The sequence below is a fragment of the Hymenobacter sp. B1770 genome, from assembly GCF_049896385.1.
Taxonomy (GTDB): domain Bacteria; phylum Bacteroidota; class Bacteroidia; order Cytophagales; family Hymenobacteraceae; genus Hymenobacter.
Map to the genome: position 1 here is coordinate 121,503 of NZ_JAFCUF010000007.1, position 25,995 is coordinate 147,497.

15 protein-coding genes are annotated in these 25,995 nt (G+C 59.2%); 8 read left to right on the top strand and 7 right to left on the bottom strand.

From position 1 onward, the window contains the following. Positions 1 to 637: 637 nt before the first annotated feature. The 7 genes from ACP7AJ_RS15105 to ACP7AJ_RS15135 form a co-directional block, all read right to left on the bottom strand. Entirely contained in the window at positions 638 to 3,676 is a 3,039-nt protein-coding gene (locus ACP7AJ_RS15105) for a PAS domain S-box protein (protein WP_426061045.1), read from the bottom strand. 450 nt (positions 3,677 to 4,126) lie between these two features. After that, positions 4,127 to 7,249 carry an efflux RND transporter permease subunit gene (locus tag ACP7AJ_RS15110; RefSeq protein WP_426061046.1) on the bottom strand — a complete coding sequence of 1,041 codons (3,123 nt, stop codon included), beginning with the start codon at positions 7,247 to 7,249 and terminating at the stop codon, positions 4,127 to 4,129. A gap of 210 nt (positions 7,250 to 7,459) precedes the next feature. Beyond that, a complete protein-coding gene (locus tag ACP7AJ_RS15115) occupies positions 7,460 to 8,590 on the bottom strand; it encodes an efflux RND transporter periplasmic adaptor subunit (protein ID WP_426061047.1) in 1,131 nt (376 codons plus the stop codon). Positions 8,591 to 8,646: 56 nt separating this feature from the next. Next, positions 8,647 to 9,963 carry a TolC family protein gene (locus ACP7AJ_RS15120; RefSeq protein ID WP_426061048.1) on the bottom strand — a complete coding sequence of 439 codons (1,317 nt, stop codon included), beginning with the start codon at positions 9,961 to 9,963 and terminating at the stop codon, positions 8,647 to 8,649. An 81-nt stretch (positions 9,964 to 10,044) separates the two neighbouring features. Next, positions 10,045 to 11,448 carry an ATP-binding protein gene (locus ACP7AJ_RS15125; RefSeq protein ID WP_426061049.1) on the bottom strand — a complete coding sequence of 468 codons (1,404 nt, stop codon included), beginning with the start codon at positions 11,446 to 11,448 and terminating at the stop codon, positions 10,045 to 10,047. Continuing rightward, entirely contained in the window at positions 11,445 to 12,125 is a 681-nt protein-coding gene (locus ACP7AJ_RS15130; RefSeq protein ID WP_426061050.1) for a response regulator transcription factor, read from the bottom strand. The genes ACP7AJ_RS15125 and ACP7AJ_RS15130 overlap by 4 nt, the downstream gene beginning before the upstream one ends. 141 nt (positions 12,126 to 12,266) lie before the next feature. Beyond that, entirely contained in the window at positions 12,267 to 14,729 is a 2,463-nt protein-coding gene (locus ACP7AJ_RS15135) for a M1 family aminopeptidase (protein WP_426061051.1), read from the bottom strand. A gap of 43 nt (positions 14,730 to 14,772) precedes the next feature. Here ACP7AJ_RS15135 and ACP7AJ_RS15140 point away from each other — a divergent pair, with 43 nt between their 5' ends. The 8 genes from ACP7AJ_RS15140 to ACP7AJ_RS15175 all read left to right on the top strand — a co-directional run bounded on the left by ACP7AJ_RS15140 (position 14,773) and on the right by ACP7AJ_RS15175 (position 25,963). Further along, the gene (locus ACP7AJ_RS15140; protein ID WP_426061052.1) at positions 14,773 to 15,435 is read left to right on the top strand and encodes a DUF1684 domain-containing protein; all 663 of its coding nucleotides are present in this window, start codon (positions 14,773 to 14,775) and stop codon (positions 15,433 to 15,435) included. 242 nt (positions 15,436 to 15,677) lie between these two features. Next, positions 15,678 to 18,113, top strand: a complete 2,436-nt coding sequence (gene pheT, locus ACP7AJ_RS15145; RefSeq protein ID WP_426061053.1) for a phenylalanine--tRNA ligase subunit beta — start codon at positions 15,678 to 15,680, stop codon at positions 18,111 to 18,113. A gap of 301 nt (positions 18,114 to 18,414) precedes the next feature. Then, on the top strand, positions 18,415 to 21,408 hold the full coding sequence (locus tag ACP7AJ_RS15150; RefSeq protein WP_426061054.1) for a M16 family metallopeptidase: 2,994 nt from the start codon (positions 18,415 to 18,417) through the stop codon (positions 21,406 to 21,408). A 185-nt stretch (positions 21,409 to 21,593) separates the two neighbouring features. Beyond that, positions 21,594 to 21,890 carry a hypothetical protein gene (locus ACP7AJ_RS15155; protein WP_227784420.1) on the top strand — a complete coding sequence of 99 codons (297 nt, stop codon included), beginning with the start codon at positions 21,594 to 21,596 and terminating at the stop codon, positions 21,888 to 21,890. A 38-nt stretch (positions 21,891 to 21,928) separates the two neighbouring features. Beyond that, positions 21,929 to 22,222, top strand: coding sequence for a cell division protein ZapA (locus tag ACP7AJ_RS15160; protein ID WP_092675370.1), 294 nt, complete (start codon positions 21,929 to 21,931; stop codon positions 22,220 to 22,222). 131 nt (positions 22,223 to 22,353) lie between these two features. After that, positions 22,354 to 24,042 carry a ribonuclease Y gene (gene rny / locus ACP7AJ_RS15165; RefSeq protein WP_426061055.1) on the top strand — a complete coding sequence of 563 codons (1,689 nt, stop codon included), beginning with the start codon at positions 22,354 to 22,356 and terminating at the stop codon, positions 24,040 to 24,042. 129 nt (positions 24,043 to 24,171) lie between these two features. Then, positions 24,172 to 24,909, top strand: coding sequence for a hypothetical protein (locus ACP7AJ_RS15170; protein ID WP_426061056.1), 738 nt, complete (start codon positions 24,172 to 24,174; stop codon positions 24,907 to 24,909). 79 nt (positions 24,910 to 24,988) lie between these two features. Then, positions 24,989 to 25,963 (top strand): N-acetylmuramoyl-L-alanine amidase, encoded by a 975-nt coding sequence (locus ACP7AJ_RS15175; protein ID WP_426061057.1) that lies wholly within the window; start codon positions 24,989 to 24,991, stop codon positions 25,961 to 25,963. The last annotated feature ends 32 nt before the right edge of the window (positions 25,964 to 25,995 follow it).

The window sequence follows — 25,995 nt, forward strand, 5'->3', positions numbered from 1 at the left end:
TTGTAGTTCAGCCCGTTTTGCCGGGCGTATGCGCGTAGTGCGGCTGCGTGCCGGGAAAAATGGTGAAGCACGTCCCTGGGTTTGCGCAGCGCAACCGGCGGGCCAATGGATGTAGTCCAACGACGGGTTCAAGGTAAGAATTAAACCGTAGCGCGTTGCGGCGCGGGTGCCCTTGCAACGGCCGCGAGCCCCCATACCACTTGACTCAGCCCCTAAACGTTGCTTTCGCTGTTCGGGCCGTTTCGGTAAACCATCTAATTACGCGCCGCAATCCGTTACCCAGCCTACCCGCCGCATCGGCTGCACGTGCGGCACGCGGGGAAGAAAACATGCCCAGCAAAGGCGCCCGGTGCGCGCACCGCGAAGCTGGGGGCCGCCTACCGTTGGGCCACCGGTGGCGACGCCGCGCAGGCGCAGCACCAGAGACCAAGCACGCGGCCGTGTCCGGTAAAATCACACCGATAAGGGCACGTTAATCCTGCGTCCGAAGGATGCACGAAACCCATCTACAAGGCAGGTTTTCTCTACTTATCTCTAAATAAACCAGTTAATCAAACTAAATCTGGACTGGGGAAGAAGTGTGCAGGGCTGCAGGCGCACAGAGGGGCAGTTCAGGCAAACCAAGGGTTCGCTTTTGTTATCCCACTGGGGTCAGTAACTGCGCCTTAGCTAATTGGGTGTTTTTTGTTAGCAGCACCAGCTTTTCCTCCAGTTCGCGGGCTGCCAGGGCACATACGGTTTCAATTTTCGCGAACAGCGTATGGATGCGGGCTAAGTTTTCATCGCTGGCCCAATCGCCGGTATCCTTCAAAATAAGCATCACGGCCAAGGCCTGAATGGCCTTGGCAATGTCCTCGTATTGCGAGTCCATGCCCATGGTGGCAAAGGTGGGGATGATGGAATGCGTCGCCATTTTCAACGCAATCCAGTTCCGCTCGCCTATGCTAAGTTTCATGGTGTGCACGAGTTGCGGTATTTCCTGCAGGTACAAGCGAATCATTTCGGCCATGCGCGCCTCGCTTTTGGTGATGCGTTTCAGGTAGTCGAAGTTCACGCAGGTGAAAGCTGAGGGCTGCAAGTCTCCGGCCAACGCCCCGGCCTCGAGCGCGCCGCTGCTTGGATTTTTCAGAAACTTGATGATTTTACTGTAGAGCAGCTTGTCGTCGATGGGTTTGGAGATGTAGTCGTTCATGCCCACGGCCTTGCATTTTTCCACGTCCACGGTCGTCACATCGGCTGTCAGGGCAATGATAGGCACCTTCAGGTGGAGCTCGTTACGGATGTACTCCGTGGCCTCAAAGCCGTTCATGACCGGCATCTGTAGGTCCATCAGCACAATGTCGTACGGGGTTGTGCGCAGCATCTCGATGGCGATTTTGCCGTTGCCGGCCACCTCCATTTCAAAGCCGAAGTCCTCGAGCAGCGTTTTCATCAGCAGTTGGTTGAGGGCAATGTCTTCAACTACCAGCACCTTCACGTTTTTGAAACCCGTTTCGAGGTCGATGTGCAGGCCGAGGTCGGCGGCTGCTTTTTCGGTGGTTTTGGGGAAGCTCAAAATGAAGCTAAACGTGGAGCCTTTACCTACTGTGCTGCGCACGTTGACCGTGCCGCCCTGGGGCTCCACCAGATTTTTCACAATGGCCAGGCCCAGGCCCGTGCCCCCGTACAAGCGGCTGGTGCCGCTGGTAGCCTGCTGAAAATTGTCGAATACAGTGTCTAGCTTCGATTCCTCGATGCCGATGCCGGTGTCCGTCACGGCAAACTCCAGGATGACCTTCTCCTTGTCCTGCACCAGCAGGCGCACGCCCACAATGATGCTGCCCTCGCTCGTAAACTTCACGGCGTTGCTCACCAGGTTCAGAATAATCTGGTGCAGCCGCACGGGGTCGCCCATGAGCACCTCCGGAATACGGGTGTCGTAGTCCATCACCAGAGCCAGATTTTTCTCCTGAATTTTGGTTTCGAACAGGTGCACCATGGCCGTCACCGAGGCCGCGAGCTTAAAGGGCACCTGCTCGAAGGTCATCTTGCCGGCGTCTACCTTGGCCAGGTCCAGAATGTCGTTGATGAGCACAATCAGCGTGTCGCCGCTGAGCTTGATGGCCGTCAGGTATTCTTTCTGCTTGTCGCTGAGCTCGGTTTTCAGCACCACCTTCGTGAAACCAATGATGGCGTTCATGGGCGTGCGTATTTCGTGGCTCATGTTACTCAGAAACTGCTGCTTGGCCTTCACCGCGTCTTCGGCTTTGGCCTGGGCTTCTTCGGCCAGCACGGTGGCCAGCTCCGCGGCAATTTTGGCTTCGGTGAGCTCGGTGGCAATGCGCTTCTGGTCGGTTACGTCGCGCGCCACCACCACCACGCCCAGCACTTCGCCCTCGTCGTTTTTGTACACCGAGCCGTTGAACAGCACGTCGGTGAGCTTGCCGTCTTTGTGCCGCAGGGTGAGCGGCGAATCGGCCACGGTGCCCTTGGCAAAGACCTCCTGGTATACCTCGCGCGCCATCTGCGGGTCGGTGAAGTACACGAAGAAGTCGGAGCCGCTCAGCTGCGTGCGGTCCAGGCCGGTGATGTTCACGGTGGCCTGGTTCATGTCCGTGATTTTGCCTTCCGGGCTGATGGTCACCAGCGGGTCGCGGCTGGCTTCAATCAGGCCCCGGGCGTAGTTGGCAATGCGCAGCTCGGCGGCCCGCTTCACCTTCTCGTCGTTCTGAAACGCCAGCTCCTTGTTGGCCAACACCAGCTCGGCGGCCCGCTTCTCTTTCTCGTCGTTCTGAAACGCCAGCTCAATGTTGGCAATGCCAAGCTCGGCAGCTCGCTTTTCCTTTTCGTCGTTCTGGAAAGCCAGCTCGGTGTTGGCAATGCTCAGTTCTTCCGCCCGTTTCTCTTTTTCATTATTCTGAAAGGCCAGTTCTGCGTTGGCCACGCTCAGCTCCTGTGCGCGCTTCTCCTTTTCGTCGTTTTGAAAGGCCAGTTCGGTGTTCGCAATGCTTAGCTCAGCGGCCCGCTTTTCCTTTTCATCGTTTTGAAAGGCCAGCTCGGTATTGGCAACACTCAATTCCTGCGCGCGTTTTTCCTTTTCATCGTTCTGGAAAGCGAGTTCCTTGTTGGCCACGCTCAATTCCTGAGCCCGCTTCTCTTTCTCGTCGTTCTGAAACGCCAACTCTTCGTTGGCCACGCTCAACTCTTGGGCCCGCTTTTCTTTCTCGTCGTTCTGAAAAGCCAGCTCCTCGTTGGCAATGCTGAGCTCATCGGCCCGCTTGGCTTTTTCGTGGTGCTGGAAGGCCAACTCCTTGTTGGCAATGCCCAACTCCGTGGCCCACTTCTTCTCCGCGATTTCCCGGGCCACTATGACCGCGCCCAGCAGCTCGCCTTCGTCGCCCTTATACACCGAGCCGTCGAGTAGCACCTCCGTGAGCGTGCCGTTGGTGTGCCGCAGCGTGAAGGGCACGTTGCTCACGTCCCCGGTGGCCACCACGTCCCGGTATACTTCCCGCACCTGCTCCGGCTCCGTGAAGTAGCAGAAGAAGTCCGAGCCCATTAAGGTCTCGCGGTCGACGCCCGTCATTTTCACGGCCGCCTCATTGGTGTCGATGACGTGGCCTTGCAGACTCACGGTGACCAGCAAGTCCTGACTGGCTTCAATCAGGCGCCGGTATCTCTTTTCACTTTCCTTCATGGGGGCTGCCGTGACGACCGGCAATGCTTCAGATAATTAATAGAATTACTTCGCGAATGGCAACGCCAAGCATGCAGCCTGTCCATCCGCAAAAGACTGACAAAACTTATTTTAATACAAATAAATCAGACCATTGCATTCTATATATGACTGACTTACACGCAAGGTACGCTTTTTATACCCCAAAAAAGTTCTATCAAGAACTTAAACCCAGTTTCCCCACTTTTCGTTAAGGCCGAGTTTATTGCTATTCGGCTGGTTTCCGGCACCGTAGCTGGCTCCAAAATGATTTCAGAGAGCACTGGAGCGGCTGGCCAGAGGCCCCCAGCGTCGTCGATATCTACTCATCAAGAAGCTGAAGGAGGCGGGTCCTAATTTGCCCGTAGTCGACCACCTTATTTAATCCGACTGCTGACTGAGCGGAGCACACGATAAGAAGTAGCCCTGCACTTATGCGACCAGCTTCGCTTGAGCCTCCTGCTTGCGGCGGTAGCCTTGGTGGGTGCGCTCGAAGATGAGCGGGAAAATAAACAGCGTGAGGATGGTCGACGTCACCAAGCCACCAATCACCACAATGGCCAGTGGCTTCTGAGTCTGGGAGCCGATGCCGGTGCTGATGGCCGCTGGGAGCAGGCCGATAGCTGCCATCATGGCCGTCATCAGCACGGGGCGGATGCGGCTGGTGACGCCTTCGTAGATGGCTGCGTCCAAGGGCATCTTTTTCAAGAGGTTTTGCTTGAAAACGGTGATGAGAATCACGCCATCCTGAATACAGATACCAAACAAGGCAATGAAACCGATACCGGCCGAGATGCTGAAGTTAGTGCCCGTGAGCAGCAGGGCCGCAATGCCGCCGGTGATGGCAAAGGGCACGTTTAGCAGCACCAGTCCGGCATCCTTCATGGTGCCGAAGAGGACGAACAGGATAAAGAAAATCAGCAGCAGCGAGATGGGCACTACCTGCGCCAGACGGTCGGTGGCGCGCTGCTGGTTTTCGAAATCACCGGCCCAGGCTGTGGAGTAGCCCTTGGGCAGGGGCACCGCATCTGTCACCTTGCGTTGGGCTTCCTCGATGGTGCTGCCCATGTCGCGGCCCCGTACGGAAAACTTAATGGCGATGAAGCGCTCCGTGTTGTCGCGGAAGATGAGCGAGGGACCGGTGAGGGTGGTGAGGGTGGCAATTTCGCGCAGCGGAATCTTGGCCCCGTTCAGGGTGGGCACCATCAGGCGGGCAATTTCCTCCTCGCCTTTGCGGAACTCGGGCAGGTAGCGCACTCGGATGCTGAAGCGCCGCTCGCCGTCGTAAAACTGCGTGGCTTCCTTGCCGCCGATGGCCATTTCCACCACGGCGTTGGCATCGGCGGGGCTCACGCCGTAGCGGGCCATGCGCCGCTCGCTCAGGTCGATGCGTAGCTCGGGCTGGCCCACGGCGTGCACAATGCCCAGGTCGGCAATACCCTCCACGGTTTGCAGCTGCTTGAATACGGCATCGGCTTTCTGCTCCAGAAAGTTGAGGTCCTCGCCGTACACTTTCACGGCAATGGAGCCCTTCACGCCCGACACGGCCTCCTCCACGTTGTCTTGAATGGGCTGCGAGAAGTTGAAAATTACGCTCGGAAACACGTTCAGCTTCTGCTGCATGCTGTCGATGAGGGCTTGGCGGTACACCGGGTCTTTCATCTCGGGCGTGTGATGGGTATCCACGTGAAATTCCACGTTGTAGAAGCCCGTAGGGTCGGTGCCGTCGTTGGGGCGGCCCGTCTGGCTCATCATCTGCTTTACCTGCTTGAATGAGAGCAGCGACTCGCGCATCTGGTTGCTCATGGCCACCGACTTATCCAGCGAAATGCTCATGGGCAGCGAGGCCCGTACGTAGAGGGAGCCTTCGTCGAGCTGAGGCAAAAATTCAGTACCCAGCAGCTTAAACGCGCCGATGCCCACCACCAGCCACACGCCCGCCACCACCAAGCTCAGGGCCTTGCGGCGGTATATGCGCCGGAAGATGGACAGCGACCCGCGCGTGACGAAGTCCACGAAGTAGTTGTGCTTTTCGCGCACGTTCTTTTTCAGCATGATGCTGGCCAGCACCGGCACAAGCGTGAGCGTGAAGATGAGGGCACCGAGCAGGGCGAAGCCCAGCGTCCAGGCCAGGGGCGAGAACATCTTGCCCTCCACTTTCTCGAAGGAGAAGATGGGCAGCAAGGCCGTGATGATGATGAGCTTGGCCGTGAAGATGGTCTTGCCCATCTCGGTGCCCGTTTTGCGGATGAGGCCGAGCTTGGAGAGCTTGTTGAACTTCTCCATGCCCACCTTGTGGGCTTTGCTGTCGAGGGTCACGAAGAGGCCCTCCACCATCACCACGGCGCCATCCACAATAATACCGAAGTCGATGGCGCCCATGCTCAGCAGATTGGCGCTCATGCCCTTCAGCCGCAGGCAGATGAAGGCAAATAGCAAAGCCAGCGGAATCACCACCGATACAATGACCGTGGTGCGCCAGTCGGCCATGAACAGGAACACAACCACCGTTACCAGGAAAATGCCTTCGAGCAGGTTGTGCAGCACGGTGGTGGTGGCGTGTTCAATGAGCACCTCCCGGTCGTAGAAAAGCTTGATTTTGACGTCGCCGGGCAGGATTTTCTCGTTCAGCTCGGTGATTTTGGCTTTGATGAGGGTAATGACTTCGGAGGGGTTTTCGCCCTTGCGCATCACCACGATGCCTTCCACCACGTCGCTGTTGTGGTCGAGGCCCACCTGGCCCAGGCGGGGCAGGGCCGACTCGTGCACCTCGGCCACGTTGCGCACCAGCAGCGGCGTGCCGTTCACATTCTTAATGATGATGTCGTTGATGTCGTCGAGCTTGGTGAGCAGGCTGATGCCGCGCACCACGTAAGCAGCGCCGTTTTTCTCAATCACATCGCCGCCCACGTTGATGTTGGAGCGCGACACGGCTTCGTACACGTCCAGGGGCGTGATGTCGTAGGCCTCCAGGCGGCGCGGGTTGATGCTCAGCTCGTAGCTTTTCACTTCGCCGCCGAAGCTGTTCACGTCGGCCACGCCGGCCACGGCTTTCAGGCGGCGCTCAATCACCCAGTCCTGCAGGGTTTTGAGCTCGCGCACGTTGCGGGTTTTGCTTTCCAGCGTGTACCGGAAAATCTCGCCCGTGGGGCCATAGGGTGGCTGCACTTCCGGCTCAACGCCGTCGGGCAGGGCGGCGCCCGGCAGCAGGTTGTTGACCTGCACGCGGGCGTAGGCATCGTCCACTTCGTCGTCGAAAATCACCTTCACCACCGACAAACCAAAGAGCGTGGTGGAGCGGATGTTGTTCTTTTTCTGAGCCGGGTTGAGGGCCACCTCAATGGGCAGGGTGATGAACTTCTCAATCTCCTCGGCCGAACGGCCCGGCCACTGCGTGATGATGGTGACCTGCGTGTTGGTCACGTCCGGAAACGCGTCGATGGCGGTGTGCTTGTAGCTATACAGGCCCGCTATTATCACCAGCCCCGTGCAGAAAAACACGAAGTAGCGGTTGCGCAGCGAGAAGCCCAGGATGCCCTGAATGAACTTATGCATTAGTGAAGGGGTGAACAGGAGGCCGGAAAAGGCTGGCAGCCAGCTGCCCTCCCCTATCGGGGAAGGCGCTTGCGAGCCAGAGAATCCGGCAGAGCGGTAGCAATTAGTGCCAGGAGCCAGAAGCTGGGCCGCAATAGAACGCCGCGGGGCTCCCCTGCCAAAAGGAGCATCATCAGCTTCTGGCCCTGGACTTTAAGTTGGTAAATCAGATTATTGATTCAGTGCGTGATATAGCAGCATGGGGTCTTTGCTCACCACCCGCTCGCCGGCCTTCAGGCCCGTGCGGATGTAGGTGATGCCCCCGGCGCTGGCGCCCGGCGTCACGGGGCGGGTTTCGATGTGCTTGCGGTCGTGAAAGACCAGCACGAAGTTTTGGCTGCGCTCAAACACCAGCGCCGACGATGGCACGCTCACCATCACCGAATCGGAAAGGGAGGTCAGCATCACGTTGGCGAACATCTCAGGCTTGAGCTGATTGCCGGGGTTGGGCAGGCGAATGCGAATTTTCATCACCTTGCTTTCCGGGTCGAGGGCGCTGTAAGCGTTGGCCACTTTACCGCGATAGGTCTTACCGGGAAAGGCCAGCGTCGTCACCACGGCGTCCTGGGCGGGCTGCACGCGGGCAATGTCGTCCTCGAACACGTTCCCCACCACCCACACCGACTGCAGGTTGGAGATGGTGAACATCGCCTCATCGTTGTCGGGCCGAATGAGCGTGCGCGGGTTCACGGCTTTCTCCACCACGAAGCCGGCAGCGGGCGCTTTCACCTGGTAGCGGGCCGCGCCGCTGGCCGATTTGGTGCCGTAGATGTGGCCCACGGCCTGATTGCGTTGCACCTCGGCGCGGGCTTTGAGCACCTCTTGTTTGGCTTCTTCGTACTCGCGCTCCGAGGCCAGGCCGCCCTGGTACAGCTCGCGGGCACTGGTCAGGTTGCGCTGGGCAGTGGCCAGCGTGGCGCTGGCCGCCGTCGATTCGTTGCGGAAGCTGGCAATGTCGGAGCTTTCCAGCTCGGCCAGCACCTGCCCGGCCTGCACGTACTGGCCCAGGCTGGCGTTCACCTTGGTCACGATGCCGCTCACCAGCGGAAACACTTTGTTGACGTGCTCCTCGTCGTACGTCACTTTGCCCGTGAGCTTGAGTTCGTCGCGCACGCCCCGCTGGCGCACCGTATCCAGCTGGATGCGGCTGAGCAGGGAGTCCGTCAGCACGAAGGAAGGCTCGGGCACGGCCGCCTTGTCTTTGCTGCTATCGGTGCAGCTGGTCAGGCCGGTGCTGGCGGCCAGCAAGGCAATGCAGCTGATGGAGAACAGTGGCTGACGAATAAGGTCAAATAAGAACATAATGAGGGTGTTGGAAAAGAAATCTATTGAAGAGAGAGCCGGCCACAGGGCCAGCGCTACCAGGTAAATACCCGCCTGCCCAGCTGCTGATTAAGGTTTTCGAAGGAGTTGAGCTGGTCGGCGCGGGCCTCGTTGAGCTGCACCATGTTGTCTTTGTAAGACTCCAGAAAATCGAGGAACTCGAGCGTGCCGATGGCCTTTCGCTGGTAGCTAGTGAGCACCCCATCGAGCAGCTTATCGAAATCGGTGAAGTAGTCGGCGGGGAAGCTGGTGGCCAGGCGCTCGGCTTCGGCGGCTTTGGCGTAGGCCTCGGCCACTTCGGTTTCCACGGCCGTGGCCTGCTGGTTGAGGGCCTGTTCGCTGGCCTGAATCTGAGCTTGCGCCGAGCGGATGTTGCCCTGGTTTCGGTTGAACAACGGCAGCGGCATGCCCAGCGTGATGCCGGTGTAGTTCTTGCCCACCGCGCCGTTGAAGTCGTAGATGCCGCCCACCGTAAGGTCGGGCACGGCCAAAGCTTTTTGCACCCGCAGATTTTGCTGCTCCTGGCGGGTGGTGGTTTCGGCTGCGCGCAGGTCGGGGCGGCTGGCGCGGGCCACTTCCAGGGCCTGGGCCAGGGGCAGGGCCGATAAGCGAAGGCCAGTGGCCGGATTGGCGGGCAGCACAGGCAGCAGCACGCGGGGCGGGCGGTTGCCGAGCAACAAGTTCAGCGAAGCTTGTAGCTCGCTGATGTCGTTCACCAACTCCTTGCGCTCACTTTCCAGCGAGAATAGCGCAGCTTTCAGCCGCACTACTTCCTTGAGGGCCACGTTGCCCCGGTTGAGTTGGGCCTGGTAGATGGTGAGGGTGCGCTGCAGGGCCTCGCGCTGCTGCTGGTACACGCCCAGCGTCTGCTGGCGGTAGTAGAGCCGCACGAAGCTGGTGCGCAGCTCGTACTGCAGGGTACGCACCAGGTCGCTGAAGTTATGTCCTTCGATTTCGGTGCCCAGGCGCTGGTACTCCACATTTTTGCGGCGCTTGCCGCCCAGCAGCAGCAGTTGTTCATAGGTGACCACCCACTGCTTGCGCTCCTCGTTCGACTCAAAAAAGCGCTGGCGGTAGGGGTTGTAGGCGTTGCGCTCGACGTAGATTTCGGGGTTGTCGAACAAGCTTGCCTGCAGCTCCCGGGCCTGCGCCGCTGAGATGTTGAACTTCTGCGCCAGCAAGGCATAGTTGGTGCTTAGGAAGCGCTGCTCGGCCTCGGCCAGCGTCAGCCGGAGGGCGTCGGTCGGCAGCGGGCTGGACACGTGCGTGGCCAGGGTTGCCTGGGCACTAACCGGTTGCCCCAGAAGGAGGAAGCCAACGTAAACAATACTGAAAATCAGGTACTTTTGCATGAAGGACGGAGGTGTTCCGAATGTTCATACAAAGGTCTTAAAGCCCGGGAGGCAAGAAATTATAGCTGAATTAGAAGCTTATTAGATTCTGATTAGAGTGGGGATGGCGCCTGCCTCCTGCCCCTGCAATGGCAGCAGCACGCGCATGGTAGTTCCCTTACGCAGCTCCGACTCAATTTCCAGCGCGCCGCCGTGCAGCTCAATAATCTTCACGGCCAGCGACAGACCCACCCCAAAGCCGCTGAACGCGCGGGCATTTTCGGCGCGAAAAAAGGCCTGCCGGATGTGGGCCAGGTCTTCCTGGGCAATGCCGATGCCCTGGTCGATGACGCTCAGCAGCAGGCGGGAACCTTCGTAGCTGAGCGTGCACAGCACAGGCCGGCCATCCGAAAACTTGCAAGCGTTGCCGATGAGGTTGGTCAGCGCCAGGCGAAACAGGTTTTCGTCGCCCGGAATGGTTAGGTCTTCAGTGTTGTCGGGCAGCTGGCCAATTTGGATGGACACTTGCTGGCCGGGATGCGTCACCGATATTTCCTCGCAGGCGGCATACAGCACCTCATCGAGTCGGAGCAAGCTTCCCACCGGCAAGTCCAGCTCGTTGGCATCGAGCTGCGCCAGCTGGAGCAGGCGGTTCACAATGTCTTTGAGCTTCTGTGCCTCGGCTAGTGTCGAGCTCAGCGCTTCCTGGTACATGGCCAGTGGGCGGGGACGGTTCAGGGTGATGTCGAGCTCCCCAATCATGGCGGTGAGGGGCGTGCGTAGCTCGTGCGAGGCATTGGAGATGAAGCTTTGCTGCTGCTGAAAAGCAGCCTGTAGGCGTTGTATCATTAGGTTAAACGTCTCGGCCAGCTCGGTTAGCTCGTCGCGGCTCTTGCCCACGGGCACGCGCAGGTGCAGGTCCGACACGCCGATGCGGCGCGCGTGCTGCACAATGAGGCGCACGGGCTCGAAGGCGCTTTTGGCAAACAGCCAGCCCAGGCCGAAGCTCAGCCCCAGGCTCACCACCAGCACGGCGGCCATCACCAGGCGCAGATAAGCCAGCCGGTCCAGCCCCGTGACATTCACGGCCGACACCAAGATGCGGAAGTTGCCTTGGTTGTCGTGGTAAAAAATACCAACTGTTTGCCGTTCGCCTTCCGTTTGCACCACCTTGGATTCGTGCAACAGCTGAGTCAGCAGTCCGGCCGGAAAGCGGGAGCTGGGTTCCTGGAGGAAGCGCGGATTGCCCTGCTGGTCGTAGATGCCCAGGATTTCGCCGGGCAGCTCGTACATCAGGCGCTGGCGCACTTTTTCGGTTACGGCCCGGCTTTGCTCATCGGCCTCCAAGTACAAGGCTGCGGTCAGGTGAGCCCGTTCCGTCAGGCGCTGGGTAAACAGTTCGTGGGTGCTCTTTTTTTCCAGGTAGTAAATGGCGCTCAACCCGCAGGTCAGAAGCAGGGCTACGAGCAGGGTGAATTGCAGAGCTAGTCGCGTGCGGATGTTCATACCCCGGGTTCGTCGCGCAGCACGTAGCCCATGCCCACTACCGTCTGAATCAGCGCGGTAGCAAATGGTTTGTCAATCTTGGCGCGCAGATAGTTGATGTACACATCCACGACATTGGTGCCGGTATCGAAAGTGAGGCTCCAAACTTTTTCCGCAATGAATGGGCGCGCCAACACTTCATTTTTATGCAGCAACAGCAGCTGCAGCAAGGCAAACTCCCGGGCCGTAAGCGTAATAAGCTGGCCCGCTCGGCGCACCACTTTGGTATGCGTGTTCAGCTCCAAATCCGCGGCTACCAGCTCTACCGCGCTGCCGGGCGAGGCCCGCCGCGTGAGGGCCTGCACCCGCGCCAGCAGCTCCCTAAAAGCAAAGGGCTTGACGACGTAGTCGTCGGCCCCCAGCTGGAAAGCATCCACTTTGTTATCGGTCGTGCCCAGGGCCGTGAGCATGAGAATGGGCACGGTGGCATCGCGCCGGCGGATTTGCTCGCACAGTTCGTAGCCGTTCAGGTAGGGCAGGCCAATGTCCAGCAGAATAACATCGTACTTATTTTGCAGGGCTAGGTGCTGCCCCACCTTGCCATCGAAGGCTACCTCCACTTCGTAGCCTTCTTCTTCAAAACCCATTTTGAGAATCGCAACCACTTTCAACTCGTCCTCTACCAATAGCAGTTTCATAGGCATCTTTCACGTGAAATGCGTGCATTTGCCGGCCGCCCCGACACCTTGCACAATGGTCTTTAATATGTCCTACAAAGGTACTTGCCTCGCAAGGGGATGGAATTAGAAACCAATTAGATTAGGGGTGCCCACTCCTACTTACTTAGCCGCCTCAATCTCACCCACCGCCTGCTCCACCAGCGCCGCGACTTGCGCCCCATTGGGCCGCGTCGACTGGCGCTGCTGAATCTGGCGCAGCAAGCCGACAATCCGGCTGGCGTCTATGTAGGGCTTGTATTTCACGGTAAGGTCCTTGATGCGGCCGATGCCCTGGGCCAGCCCGGCCGGGTTGTCGAGGCGCCCGAGCATATCACCAAGGCCGGGCAGCATCTCAAACTGGCCGGTTGGCTCCGCGGCATCATACTTGGCCAGCATGGAGGGCCATTGGGCGGGGCCGCCCGCCTGGCCATAAACCGTCACCATGGCCACGGTCAGCGCGCCTTTATTATCGGCTTCGAAGGCCGTGGCTCGGGTCAGGGCCTGCTTCGGGTCGAGGGTCAGCAGAGCCTGGAGGGCGGCGCCCTGCACTTTGTAAGATTTACTTCCCAGCGCCCTGCTAAAGAGCGTGGCGTAGCGCTTGTCGCGCAGCGTGGCGAGGGCATTGATGGCCGCTGCCTGCACCTGCACCGACGAATCGGAGGCAGCCAGCTTCGCCAGCAGCGGGGCCGCTGCCTTTCGCAGTGCCGGAATTTTGAGGTCCATTACTTCCACCGCCATCTCCCGCAGGGCGGCTGATTTATCAGCCAGGCCGGCTACCAGAATTTTATGGGCTACGGGGTCGGCTGCGTTGGTTTGGGCGGCCCGGAGGGCTTCACGGCGGTCGAGGTAGCGCGGCGCGTGGCGGTACTGGTAGGCGAATTCGGCCAGAGGCTTTTGGTCTTCCTTCTGCCACACCAGCACTTTTTCAGCGTCCACGTTCACTAGGTCGGGCTTGGTGGCGGCCGGGAAATAGAGGGTATCTACGGCGTGGCGCAGGGTAGCGGGATAGCGCTGGGCGCGGCCCTTGCTATAAATATCCACCATAAGAGGGAGCACGAACGGAGCGCCCGCCTGGGTTTGGCGCACCACCACGGCCTGACGCTTGCGGGCGGCGTCCCACTGGTAGGTCATGGTCACCATGGGGTGGCCGGCGCGGTAGTACCACTGGTCGAAAAACCAGTTCAGGTCCTTGCTTGAGGCTTCTTCCAGAGCTAGCCGGAGTTGGTGCGGCTCGCCAGTGCCGAAGGCCTGCTGCTTAAGGTAACGCTGCAGGCCCCGGAAAAACACTTCTTCACCCAGGTAAGCCTGTAGCATGTGGAGGATGTTGCCGCCCTTTTGGTAGGTCACGGCGTCGAACATGTCCTCCTTGTCGGCATACTGAAAGCGCACGAGCGGCTTCAGGAAGTTTGCGGGGTTGCGGAAGTAGGTACGCAGGCTGATGTCGGCTTGCTGAGCCGCGGCATCGGGGCCGTACTCGTGCTCGGCCCACAGAATCTCGCTGTAGTTGGCAAACGACTCGTTCATGGTCAGCTGGCCCCAGCTTTCGGCCGTCACGTAGTCGCCAAACCAGTGGTGAAATAGCTCGTGGGCAATTTCCCGCTCCACGCCGGCGTACCGCCAGTCCAGCAGCTCGCGGGCCGAGCCCTGGGCCTGTTCGCCAAAGAGCGAAGCCGTGGTGTTTTCCATGGCGCCGGCCACAAACTCCCGGCACACCACTTGGCTATACTTATTAAAAGGATAATCAACCCCCAGGCGCTGCGAGAAGAACTCCAGCATGCGGGGCGTCTTGCCAAAAATCTGTCGGGCCTGGGCCGCGTACTGGGGCTCGAGGTAGTAGCTCACTTCCTTGCCCCGCCAAGTGTCTTTGGTGATATGGAAATCGCCCACAGCCATCATAAACAGGTAAGGCGCGTGGGGCTCGTCCATTTTCCAGGTGTCGGTGCGCAGGCCGGGGCCGGCGGGCTTCTGGCTTACCAGCGCGCCGTTGGAGAGCGTGACGTACTTGGCGGGCACGGTCATGCTAATCTCCTGGGTGGTTTTCTGGTTGGGCTGGTCGATGGTGGGAAACCAGACGGAGTTGGCATCGGTCTCGCCCTGCGTCCAGATTTGCACCGGTTTGCCGGCCACGGCGCTGTCGGGGTTAATGAAGTACAAGCCCTTGGCGTCGCGGATAGCGGCGCTGCCCTTGGCACCCAGCTCGTCGGGCTTGGCCGTGTATTCGAGGTAAACCGTATAGGCCTCGCCGGCCGGCACGTTGCGGCCCAGGCGTATGAGGAGCTGCCGCTGGTTGTAATCGTATTTTAGCGGCTGGAGCTTGTCGCCCTGCATCAGGGCCACGGTTTTAATGTCCATGCCTTTGGCATCGAGCCGCAGCGTATCAGTAGTATAGCCGTGGGGCTTGAGCGTGACCCATTCGCGGCCGTAGAGGTAGCGCTTGGCGTAATCAAAGCGCACGTCCAGCTTGGTGTGCACCAGCTTGTTGGTTTGCCGTGCAGTAGGGTGGTAGGTAGTTGGAGCAGGCTGTTGGGCGAATGCAGGCGTAAGACTGACTAGGGCAAGGGCGAGCAGAAAGAATTTGCGCATAAGGCGAACACGGAAGTACCGCAGGTAGTAGTTGAGGCCAAAGATGCTGCCTGATGTCCCCGGGGTTGCCTACCTTTTCAAAAAGAACTTCCGCATGATTAAGAAAATAGCAATAGCTGTCGCTGTAATAGGAATTATATTTTATTCCTTAAACGACACAAAACTTGACGCAAGCGCCTATGCTGCTCAAATAAATAAAGCCCGAAAAGCAAAAAACCAGTCTTTCCGTCAATCCGCCGAATCGCCCATTCCTGAGGCGCAAAAGGCTCAATTTGACAGCTTAAAATATTATCCGGCTGATTTATCATTTGTAATTAATGCGACCATTATTCGCAATGAAAAACCGGACACGATATCCATGCAAATGAGCGACAACCGGGCAGAGAAATATTTAAATTGGGGCAAGGCACAATTCACTTTTAATAAAACCTCGCATCAATTAGGTATTTATTTAAAAGCCACCGGCAAAGACTCTACCTTATTTATTCCTTTCACCGACCTCACCAACGGCCGCGAAACCTACGGCGGCGGCCGCTACCTCGACGCCCCGCTGCCAAAGCTTAACGTTGCGGAAATCAAGCTAGATTTCAATACCGCTTACAATCCGTTTTGCGCTTACAATAATGAATACAGCTGCCCCGTGCCCCCAGCCGACAACCGGCTGGAAGTAGCTATTCCGGCTGGTGAGAAATCGTTTCACGAGTAATTCATTCATTACTAAATGCCCTGTATATTGAGGCGTCTGTCCTGCTGAGGCACGAAGCGTTTTATCCTACCAGAACAAATCATTCTGTCCTGATAAGATGCTTCGTGCCTCAGCAGGACAGACGATTGATTGACCAGTCCCAACCCAACCCCACCTTCCTTTTCAGCTGGCTTGCCTCGGTTTGTACCTTTGTTGAGCTGCCCGGCCACCAGGCAGCCGCCAACTGACAACCGACACACCTCATGCGCATTTCCCTCGACTGGCTTAAAACCCTCATTTCTACCGACAAACCCGCCTCTGAAATTGGCGCCCTGCTCACTGGCTCGGGCCTGGAGGTGGAGAGCCTGGAAGAGCTGGAAAGCATTCCCGGCGGCCTGCGCGGCTTGGTGCTGGGCACCGTGCTCACCTGCGAGCGCCACCCCGATGCCGACAAGCTCAGCCTGACCACCGTGGACGTGGGCGACGACACTCCTCGCCAGATTGTGTGCGGCGCCCCCAACGTGGCCGCCGGCCAGCGCGTGGTGGTGGCCCTGGAAGGCGCCATGCTCTACCCCGCGCAGGGCGAGCCCTTCAAAATCAAGAAAAGCAAAATCCGCGGCGCGGCCTCCGAAGGCATGATTTGCGCCGAGGATGAAATCGGCCTGGGTACCTCCCACGCCGGCATCATGGTGCTGGAAACCGAGCTGCCCAACGGCACCCCCGCCGCCGAATACTTCGGCCTAGGGTCGGATACAGTGTATGAAATTGGCCTCACTCCCAACCGGGCCGATGCTGCCTCGCACTACGGCGTGGCCCGCGAGCTGCGCGCCCTCTTGCGCCAGCCCTGCCGCCTGCCCGATACCAGCGCTTTTCAAGCGCCTGCTTCGGCAGCCGTCAACGTTGGCGTAGTCATCGAAGACGAGGTGGCCTGCCCGCGCTACGCCGGCTTGCTCCTTGAAAACGTGCAGGTAGGTCCGTCGCCGGAGTGGCTGCAGCGCCGCCTGCGCAGCATTGGCCTCTCCCCTATCAACAACGTAGTCGACGTGACCAACTTCGTGCTGCATGAGCTGGGCCAGCCCCTCCACGCCTTCGACGCCGACCAGATTACCGGCGGCCAGATTCGCGTGAAGCGCGCTGAAGCCGGCGAGAAATTCGTGACGCTGGATGGCCTTGAGCGCAGCCTGAAAGCAGAAGACCTTGTGATTGCCGATGCCAATGGCACGCCCATGGCCTTGGCCGGGGTGTTCGGCGGCAAAACTTCGGGCGTGAGCGAAGCCACCACCCGCGTGTTCCTGGAAAGCGCCTACTTCGGCCCCGCCGCTGTGCGCCGCACCTCCCAAACTCATCAGCTAAAGACGGATGCCTCCTTCCGCTTCGAGCGCGGCACCGACCCTAACATGGTGCTGGTGGCTCTGCAGCGCGCCGCCTTGCTGCTGGAGGAAGTAGCCGGCGCCACTGTGGCCGCGCCCATCGTGGACGAGTACCCCGCCCCCGTGCAGCCCGCCACCGTGCGCCTGCGCCTGCCCCGCGTAGAGCGGCTGGTGGGCCAGTACATCGCACCCGAGCGCATCCGCCAGATTTTGACCGACTTGGACATTGAAATCACCGAGGAAAACCTCGACGAGGGCGACCAGGCCACGTGGCTGCTCACCGTGCCGCCGCATAAGGTCGACGTGACCCGCGAAGCTGACATTATCGAGGAGATTCTGCGGATTTACGGTTACAACAACGTGGCGCTGCGGCCACACAACTCGGCGTCGTTCCTGGCCAAGTTCCCGAACCCCGACCCCGAAGTAACCCGGATAAAAATTGCTTCGCTGCTCAGCGGGCAGGGCTTCTCGGAGATTCTGACCAACTCGCTCACCAATTCGCAGTACTTCGATAAAGAAGGCGAAGCCGATGCGGCGTTGGTGCGCATTCTCAACTACAATAGCGTTGACCTAAATGCCATGCGGCCCACGCTGCTGCATTCGGGCCTGGAAATCATTCGGCACAACATAAACCGCCGCCAGCGCGACTTGAAGCTGTATGAATTCGGCAAAGTGTATTCGCAGAGCGAAGGCGGCAAATACCAGGAGAAGAACAAGCTGGTCATCTACCTTACGGGCAATGCCGCTGGCGAAACCTGGCAGCACAAGTCCGAAAAAGCCGCTTACCACGACCTCGCGGGCGCAGTGCAGCAGGTGCTGACCGCGCTGGGCTTCGGCGGGGCGGCTTCGCAGCCAGTGCAGCATCCTTATTTGGCCGGTGGCCTTACGCTGCTGGTGCACAACCAGCCGGTAGCGCACCTCGGCGCCGTGTCAGCCTCGGTGCTCAAGCGCCTCGACGTGACCCAGCCCGTGTGGTACGCCGAGCTGGACTGGGATGCCTTGTCGAAGAAGTATAAGCCGACGCTGGTGGCCCGCGAGCTGCCCAAATTCCCGGAAGTGCGGCGCGACCTGAGCGTGGTGGTTGATTCCAGCGTGACCTTCGACCAGCTGCGTCAGATTGCGCAGCGCACCGAGAAAAAGCTGCTGCAAAGCATGAACGTGTTCGACGTGTACGCCGGCGAAAACCTGGGTGCGGGCAAGAAATCCTATTCGGTGAGCTTCACCCTGCAGGACTTCACTCAAACGCTCAGCGAGCAGGCCATCGACCAGGTAATGCAACGCCTCATCGCACAGTTTGAGAAGCAGGCCGGCGCCGTGATTCGGCGCTAGTAGCACGGAATTTATAACCCCAGGCGGGACGTTGTCTTTAGGTCAATGTCCCGCTTTTTATGGCGCACTGGTTGAGTCAGTAATAAATAGCAAGCACCGCTGTAATGCGGAACCCCCGGCGGCGATAAAAGAGTAGTCGCTGCGTTTTCGGGAGCTCGCACAGCATGCTCTTGAGCATGGAGAGCCTCTCTGAAACTGCCTGCTTACTGCCCAATCATATCGGGGTTGCTAAGTTGCGACTTGATTTACCTTGCTCTTTTCCCGTCCTCACCTTTTAGTACCCTTCCCTTTTTTCTCTCAAATGAAGCATTCTGCTTTCCCCCTTCTGTGCGCGGCGCTGCTGGCTACGGCCCCCGCCAATGCTCAGAAAAAAAACGCTGCCAAACCAGCTGCTAAGTCTGCCGCTGCTGCCGGCAAGGCCCTTATGACTACCCCCGGCGGCACCAAGCTGGTTGAAAAAGTAACCAAGCAGCCTGGCCAGCTCGCAATTCCCTACGAGAAGTATGTGCTGCCCAACGGCCTCACGCTCATTGTCACCGAAGACCATTCCGACCCGCTGGTGCACGTCGATGTGACGTACCACGTAGGTTCGGCTCGGGAGGAAATCGGCAAGTCGGGCTTTGCTCACTTCTTCGAGCACATGATGTTCCAGGGCTCCGACAACGTGGGCGACCAGATGCACTTCAAGCTGGTGACCGCCGCCGGTGGCACCCTGAACGGCACCACCAACCAGGACCGCACCAACTATTTCGAGACGCTGCCCAGCAACCAGCTCGAAACCGGCCTGTGGCTGGAAGCCGACCGCATGGGCTTCCTGCTCGACGCCGTGAGCCAGAAGAAGTTTGAAATCCAGCGCTCGACCGTGAAAAACGAGCGCGGCCAGAACTACGACAACCGCCCCTACGGCCTGGCCAGCGAGTACATCAGCAAAACGCTGTATCCCTACGGGCACCCCTACTCCTGGCTGACCATTGGCTACCTGGAAGACCTGGACCGCTCCAATGTAGACGACCTGAAAAACTTCTTCCTGCGCTGGTACGGCCCCAACAACGCCACCCTCACCGTGGGGGGCGACGTGAAGCCTGCCGAAGTGGTGAAGCTGGCCGAGAAGTACTTTGGCTCCATCAAGCGCGGCCCGGCCGTAACCAAGACCAAGCTGCCCGCCCCCGTACTCACCGCCGACCGCTACGTGAGCTACCAAGACAACGTGCGCTTCCCCATGCTGCAGGTGGTGTTCCCGACCGTGCCCCACGGCCACGCCGATGAGCTGCCCCTCGACGCCCTGGCCCAGATTCTGGGCAGCGGCAAAAACTCGCTGCTCTACAAGAACCTGGTAAAAAACCAGAAGGCTGTGCAGGCCCAGGCCTATCAGCAGAACTCGGAGCTCGGCGGCCAGCTGGCCTTTGTGGCCCTGCCCTTCCCCGGCAAAGGCCTGGATAGCCTCGAAACCATCGTGCGTGGCACCATGGCCGAGTTTGAAAAGCGCGGCGTGACCGACGAGGACCTGCAGCGCTTCAAGGCCCAGACCGAGGCCCAGCGTGTGAACAGCTTGGCTAGCGTGAGCGGCAAGGTGAGCCAACTGGCCGCCAACCAGACGTTCTTCGGCAACCCCAACTACATGGCCCAGGAAATCAAGGAGCTGAAGGCCCTGACCAAAGCCGACGTGCAACGTGCCTACGACAAGTACCTGCGCGGCAAGAAGGCCGTCATTCTGAGCGTGGTGCCCAAAACCGGCGGCGTGGCCCCGGCCAAACCCGACAACTACACCGTCGACAAGTCGGGCTACACGCCGGCTAAAGACGAGTACGCCGGCTTGAAGTACGTGAAAGCCACCGACAACTTTGACCGCAGCAAGCAGCCCGCCGCCGGTGCCAACCCGGTGGTGAAAGTGCCCGCGCTGTACCAGGAGACTCTGCCCAACGGCTTGAAAGTGGTGGGCACCCGCAACGCCGAAATTCCGGCCGTTACCATGCGCCTCACCATCCGCGGCGGCCACCGCCTGGAGCAGACGACGCCCGAGAAAGCCGGCATTGCCGAGCTTACGGCCAACATGCTCAACGAGGGCTCGGAGAAGTACACCGGCGAGCAGTTCAGCGCCGCCCTCGACAAGCTGGGTTCGCGCATCTCGGTGGGCGCCGACGACAACGAAACCGTGGTATACGTGCAGAGCCTCACCGCCAACCTGCCCGCCACCATGGCCCTACTGGAGCAGCGCCTGCTGCACCCGCGCTTCGATGCCCAGGACTTTGCCCGTCTTAAAAAGCAGCAGCTGGAGAAAATTGGCAACTTTGCTACCCAGCCCGCCGTCATTGCCGACCTGACTTATAACAAGCTCCTGTACGGCACCACCAATATTGCGGGTGTCGCCAACGCCGGTACCACCGCCTCGGTGACCAGCCTGACGCTGGACGACGTGAAGGACTTCTATAACAAGTACTACGCGCCCAACGTGAGCTACCTGGTAGTGGTGGGCGACGTGGACCAGAAAGTACTAACCCCGCAGCTGGGCTTCCTGAAAAGCTGGGAGAAGAAGGACGTGACCATTCCGGCCGACGTGGCCGGCGTGCAGCCCGACAAAACCACGCTCTATTTCGTAAACAAGCCGGGTGCTGCGCAGTCGGAAATCCGGGTGGGCTACCTCACCGACCTGAAGTACGACGCCACCGGCCCGTACTACCGTGCTTACTTGGCCAACTACCTGCTTGGTGGCGCCTTCAACTCGCGCATCAACCTGAACCTGCGCGAAAACAAGGGCTACACCTACGGCGCCCGCTCGGGTTACGCTGGCACCCAGTACGCCGGTCCGTTCACGGCCCAGGCCGGCGTGCGCGCCGACGCCACGGCCGCTTCGGTGAAGGAGTTCATGAGCGAAATCACCAACTACGGCAATGGCATTTCGGACGAGGAGCTTGCCTTCCTACAGTCGTCAGTGGGCCAGGTTGATGCTTTGCGTTACGAAACCAACCAGCAGAAAGCTGGCTTTCTAGCCCGCTTGGTGGAGTACAATCTGGAGCCCAGCTACGTGCAGCAGCAGAGCGACATTCTGAAGAAACTGACCAAGGAAGATGTGCAGGCGTCGGCGAAGAAGTACCTGCCCGCCGACAAGCTGTTCATTGTGGTGGTGGGCGACAACAAGCAGCTGCCCGCACTGCAGGAGCTTGGCTACCCCGTAGTGGAGTTGGACCTCGAAGGCAAGCCCGTAGCCGCCGCTGCGCCGGCCACTGAGCCGGCCGACGAAAAAATCAAAATCAAGGACGGCAAGGGCAAGACGAAAGTCAAGACCAAAAAAGGGTAGTCCGCGGACGAGCTTAACCAAAGTTTGATGATAAGTAGCACGTTGGGTTTCCTGACGTGCTTACTTTTTGCACCGACCGAACAAACCAAATTCAAAGTTGCCTGAGTAGTAAGTTGCAAGCGGGTTCCTGATAAAGCGTAGCTTTCGGGGACCCGCTTTATCTTCACGCAAAAATTATCCTGACCGTGGCCTCTTCTCAACAGCTTGCGCAACTCGACCGCCTGGAGCGGCAGATTACCACCTTAGTGGCTGCCTATCAGCAATTGCGTGAAGAGCTGGCCGACGCCAATACCACCGTGCAGCAGCTACGGGCCGATGTGCGCGAGCGCGACCGGCAGTTGAAGGAGCGACAAAACCAGGAAAATATTGTTAAACTTGTACACACCATAGCTGGGGAACCCACCCACGCCAACGAATTAAAACTACGCCTCAACGAATACATCCGCGAACTGGACAAGTGTCTTGCCTATTTGAGAGACTAACCCACTGACCCTCACCCCACCGCCGTAACTTCCGCTTTATGAGCGAACTAGCCATCAAAATTCGAATTGCTGACCGGGACTATCCCATGCGCGTTGACGTGCAGGATGAGGAACGGCTGCGCCTGGCCGGGCGGCTGCTGGGCGACAAGCTGCGCGAGTTTCGGGAAGGCTACGGCATTCAGGACAAGCAGGACTTGCTCGCCATGATTGCGCTGGCCACTATGGCCGACCAATTGAAGGTGAGCAAGGAAAAGGACGGCACCGATGCGGCGCTGACCGAGCGGCTGGCTCGTTTCGACGAGCTGCTATCAGGCGTGGTGCTGTCGCGGTAATACCCGCGCGCAGCACCGCACACTCGTTGGCCCGGCAGGGGCGGCGCGGCAATCGGCCGCTACCGCTTTAGCCCGGGCAGAACTGTTTCTTCCAGTTATGGTTTTTTACCCATCCCAAAAACCATACTGATATGTCCTCCATAATAATTTACTGTTTGCTGACCGCGGTGGTCGCCCTTGTGGCGGGCTTCGTGATTGGCAAGCAACTGGCCGGCAAAGCCCGGCTAGACCACGAGGGCGAGGCCACGGCCCGCGCCCAACAAATCCTCCTCGATGCGGAGGAAAAAGGCAACCGCCTTCGCGACGAGAAAATAAAGCAGGCCGATGAGCGGCTGGAGCAGTCCAAGAACAAGTTCAAGAACCTCCGCAACGAATTCGACATCGAGAGCCGCCGCCTCAAGCTGGCCCTCGAGCAAGAGCTGACCGAACGCCGCCAAGGCGTGTTGGAGCAAGAGCAAAGCATCAAGCTTCTCACCGAAACCACCCAACGCCAGCTCGAGCAGCTGCAGCGCAAAGAGCAGGAGCTGGACAAGACCCGCGAGAAAATTCAGGCCGACACCCAGCAGCTTCGCGACAAGCTGGAAAGCCAGGCCGAAAAGCGCCTCGCCGCCCACGAAGAAGCCATGGCCACCCTGCATGCCAAGGAGCGGGAAGCCGACGAGCAGCTGCACAACGTGCAGCGCCAGCTTGAGACCATAGCAAACTTAACCGCTGCCGAGGCCCGCGAGCAGCTGGTAGAATCCCTCAAAAACGAAGCCCAGATTCAGGCCAGCTCCTATGTGAAGGACACCGTGGCCCAGGCCAAGCTCACGGCCACCAAGGATGCCAAGAAGATTGTGCTGGAAACCATTCAGCGCACCGCTTCGGAGCACGCCATCGAGAACTGCGTGTCGATTTTCAACATTGAAAGCGACGACGTGAAGGGCAAAATCATTGGCCGTGAGGGCCGCAACATCCGGGCGCTGGAAGCTGCCACGGGCGTGGAAATCATTGTTGACGACACCCCCGAGGCCATCATTATCTCGGGCTTCGACCCGGTGCGCCGCGAAATTGCCCGCCTTTCCCTGCACTTGCTGGTGAAGGACGGCCGCATTCACCCGGCCCGCGTGGAGGAAATTGTGGCCAAGACCCGCAAGAACATTGAGGAGGAAATCGTCGAAATCGGCGAGAAAACCATCATCGACCTCGGCATTCACGGCCTGCACCCCGAACTGATTAAGATGGTGGGCCGCATGCGCTTCCGCTCGTCTTACGGCCAAAACCTGCTGCAGCACTCCCGCGAAGTAGCCAACCTCTGCGCCACCATGGCCGCCGAAATGGGCCTCGACGTGAAGAAAGCCAAGCGCGCCGGCCTGCTCCATGACATCGGCAAGGTGAGCAGCGAGGAGCCCGAGCTGCCCCACGCCATCCTGGGCATGGAGATGGCCAAGAAGTGGAAAGAGCATCCCGACGTGGTGAATGCCATCGGTGCCCACCACGATGAAATTGAAATGACGGCCATGATTTCACCGCTCGTGCAGGCCTGCGACGCCATTTCGGGCTCGCGCCCCGGCGCCCGCCGCGAGATGATGGAAAGCTACATCAAGCGCCTCAAGCAGCTGGAAGAAACCGCCAACGGCTTCAAGGGCGTGAACCAGTGCTTTGCCATCCAGGCCGGCCGCGAGCTGCGCGTGATGGTGGACGCCGAGAACGTGACCGACGAGCGAGCCGCCGAGCTAAGCTTCGAAATCTCGCAGAAGATTGAGAAGGAAATGCAGTACCCCGGCCAGATTAAAATCACGGTGATTCGCGAAATGCGCGCCGTGGCCTATGCCAAGTAGCATGAGGCACCTGCTTGATTTTGTGCGTTATACTAGCTAATTAAAGAGCCCCCACAGCTTTCGCTGTGGGGGCTCTTTAATTTTGAAAACTGAATTGCTGCCTGCTTTCAAGCACTTTCGTCCAGCACTATGGCTTCTCGCTTACTCCCCATTGCCTGCCTGGGTAGCCTGAGCGGTTGCGCAGTATACTCCCCCACTGTGCCTAGTACCCCATTGGTGCAGAAGGGCCAAGTAGAGCTGGCAGCTTCAATGCGGACATTGCTGTCGCTGGACGGCAGCGTGGCCTATTCCCCAATTAATTGTTTCTTAATCAGCGGCGAAGGGGCCATTAGGCAAACCGGAGGCAACAAAGTCGTAAATGGCATGAAGACGGGATTTACCGATACGCATCGGCAGGTCAGCTCGGGCGTCGGCGCCTACCAGGAATTCGGCGCTAACCGCTCGCTTTACGCCGCGGCGGTGGGCGGAGTAGGGGTGGCGGCAGCGAATGTGCACTACGGCCTGCTGGGCAGCTTGTCGGAATACACGGCCAACTACACTCGGTACTACGGGCAGCTGTATATGGCTCAGCGAGGCCAACTTATTAGTGGAGGAGCTTCACTACGCGCCACTTGGCTAAGCTTTAATTCCCTTTTATTTGACCACACTCCGATTGCGCCCGTAGCCCGTTTGTATTTCGAGCCCAGCTTTTTCCTGCGGGCTGGCAAAGGGGCGTTGCAAACCCAACTCACGGTCGGCATTTCGGTGCCCGCTCGCACTGGTTCTAATTACGACGCTAAGTACCTCTCGGCCCGGTCGTCCTTGGTCAGTCTGGGGTTGGTGTTCCAGCCCGCGCTGCTAAAAAAACGTGGCGACGCTGCGCAGTAGCGGGCCGTCACTGATACAATGCAGTTATGAGCAGGGGGTAGAAGTCGTAAATTTATTCATCAAGAAAAGTCCGAATTCCTTGCGCTACCTGAATTACACCAGTGTGCTGGCTTTGAGTGGTATCCTCGCCGCCTGCGCCGTCCATAACCCCTACGCCGTTACCAACCGCTCCTACAAGCAACAGGTGAAGGCCTACGCCAAATCCCTACGCGCCACGCCTGTGCCCACACCCGGGGCCGATAGCCTTTTAATGGGCCAATATTGGGTGGGCACCACTAACTTCAACCTGCGCAAGCCCAACATGGTGATTATCCACCACACGGCGCAGGACTCCACGGCCCAAACCCTTAAGACATTTACGGTGACCCGCACCCAGGTGAGTGCCCACTACGTTATTGGGCGCGACGGCCGGGTGTTTCACATGCTCAACGACTACCTGCGGGCCTGGCACGGCGGCGCTGCCAAATGGGAAAACGACACCGACATCAACTCCTCCTCCATTGGCATCGAACTGGACAACAACGGCACTGAGCCCTTTGCCGAACCGCAGCTGGCCAGCCTGCTCAAAGTGCTGGCCGGCCTCAAAAAGACCTACAACATCCCCACGGCCAACTTCATTGGCCATTCCGACATAGCCCCCAGCCGCAAAAGCGACCCCAGCGCGTTGTTTCCCTGGAAGCGGCTGGCCGATGGTGGCTTTGGCCTGTGGTACGACGCGGGCCCCCTCCCCGCCCCTCCCGGATACGAGCCCATCCCGGCCCGGCCCGACAGTACCGTCGCCTTGGCCGTGCGGCCTGCACTGCCCCTCGGCACGGCCCCGCGCCCCCTCCTGCCCGACACCGCCGCCCTGGATGCTCACCTCGCCCACCTCAACAGTGTGCAACCGCCGGCGTTCAACCCCCAGGAGGCCCTGCGCATCATCGGCTACGATACGCGGGATATGCCGGCGGCTATCAAAGCCTTCAAGCGCCATTTTGTTCAGCAACAGGTGAACGGCCCGCTGAGCGACGCTGACCTTCGGATTCTGTATAATCTCTACAAGAAGTACCTCTAAGCAAAATTCAGGCGTTATCTTCCACAAATTAT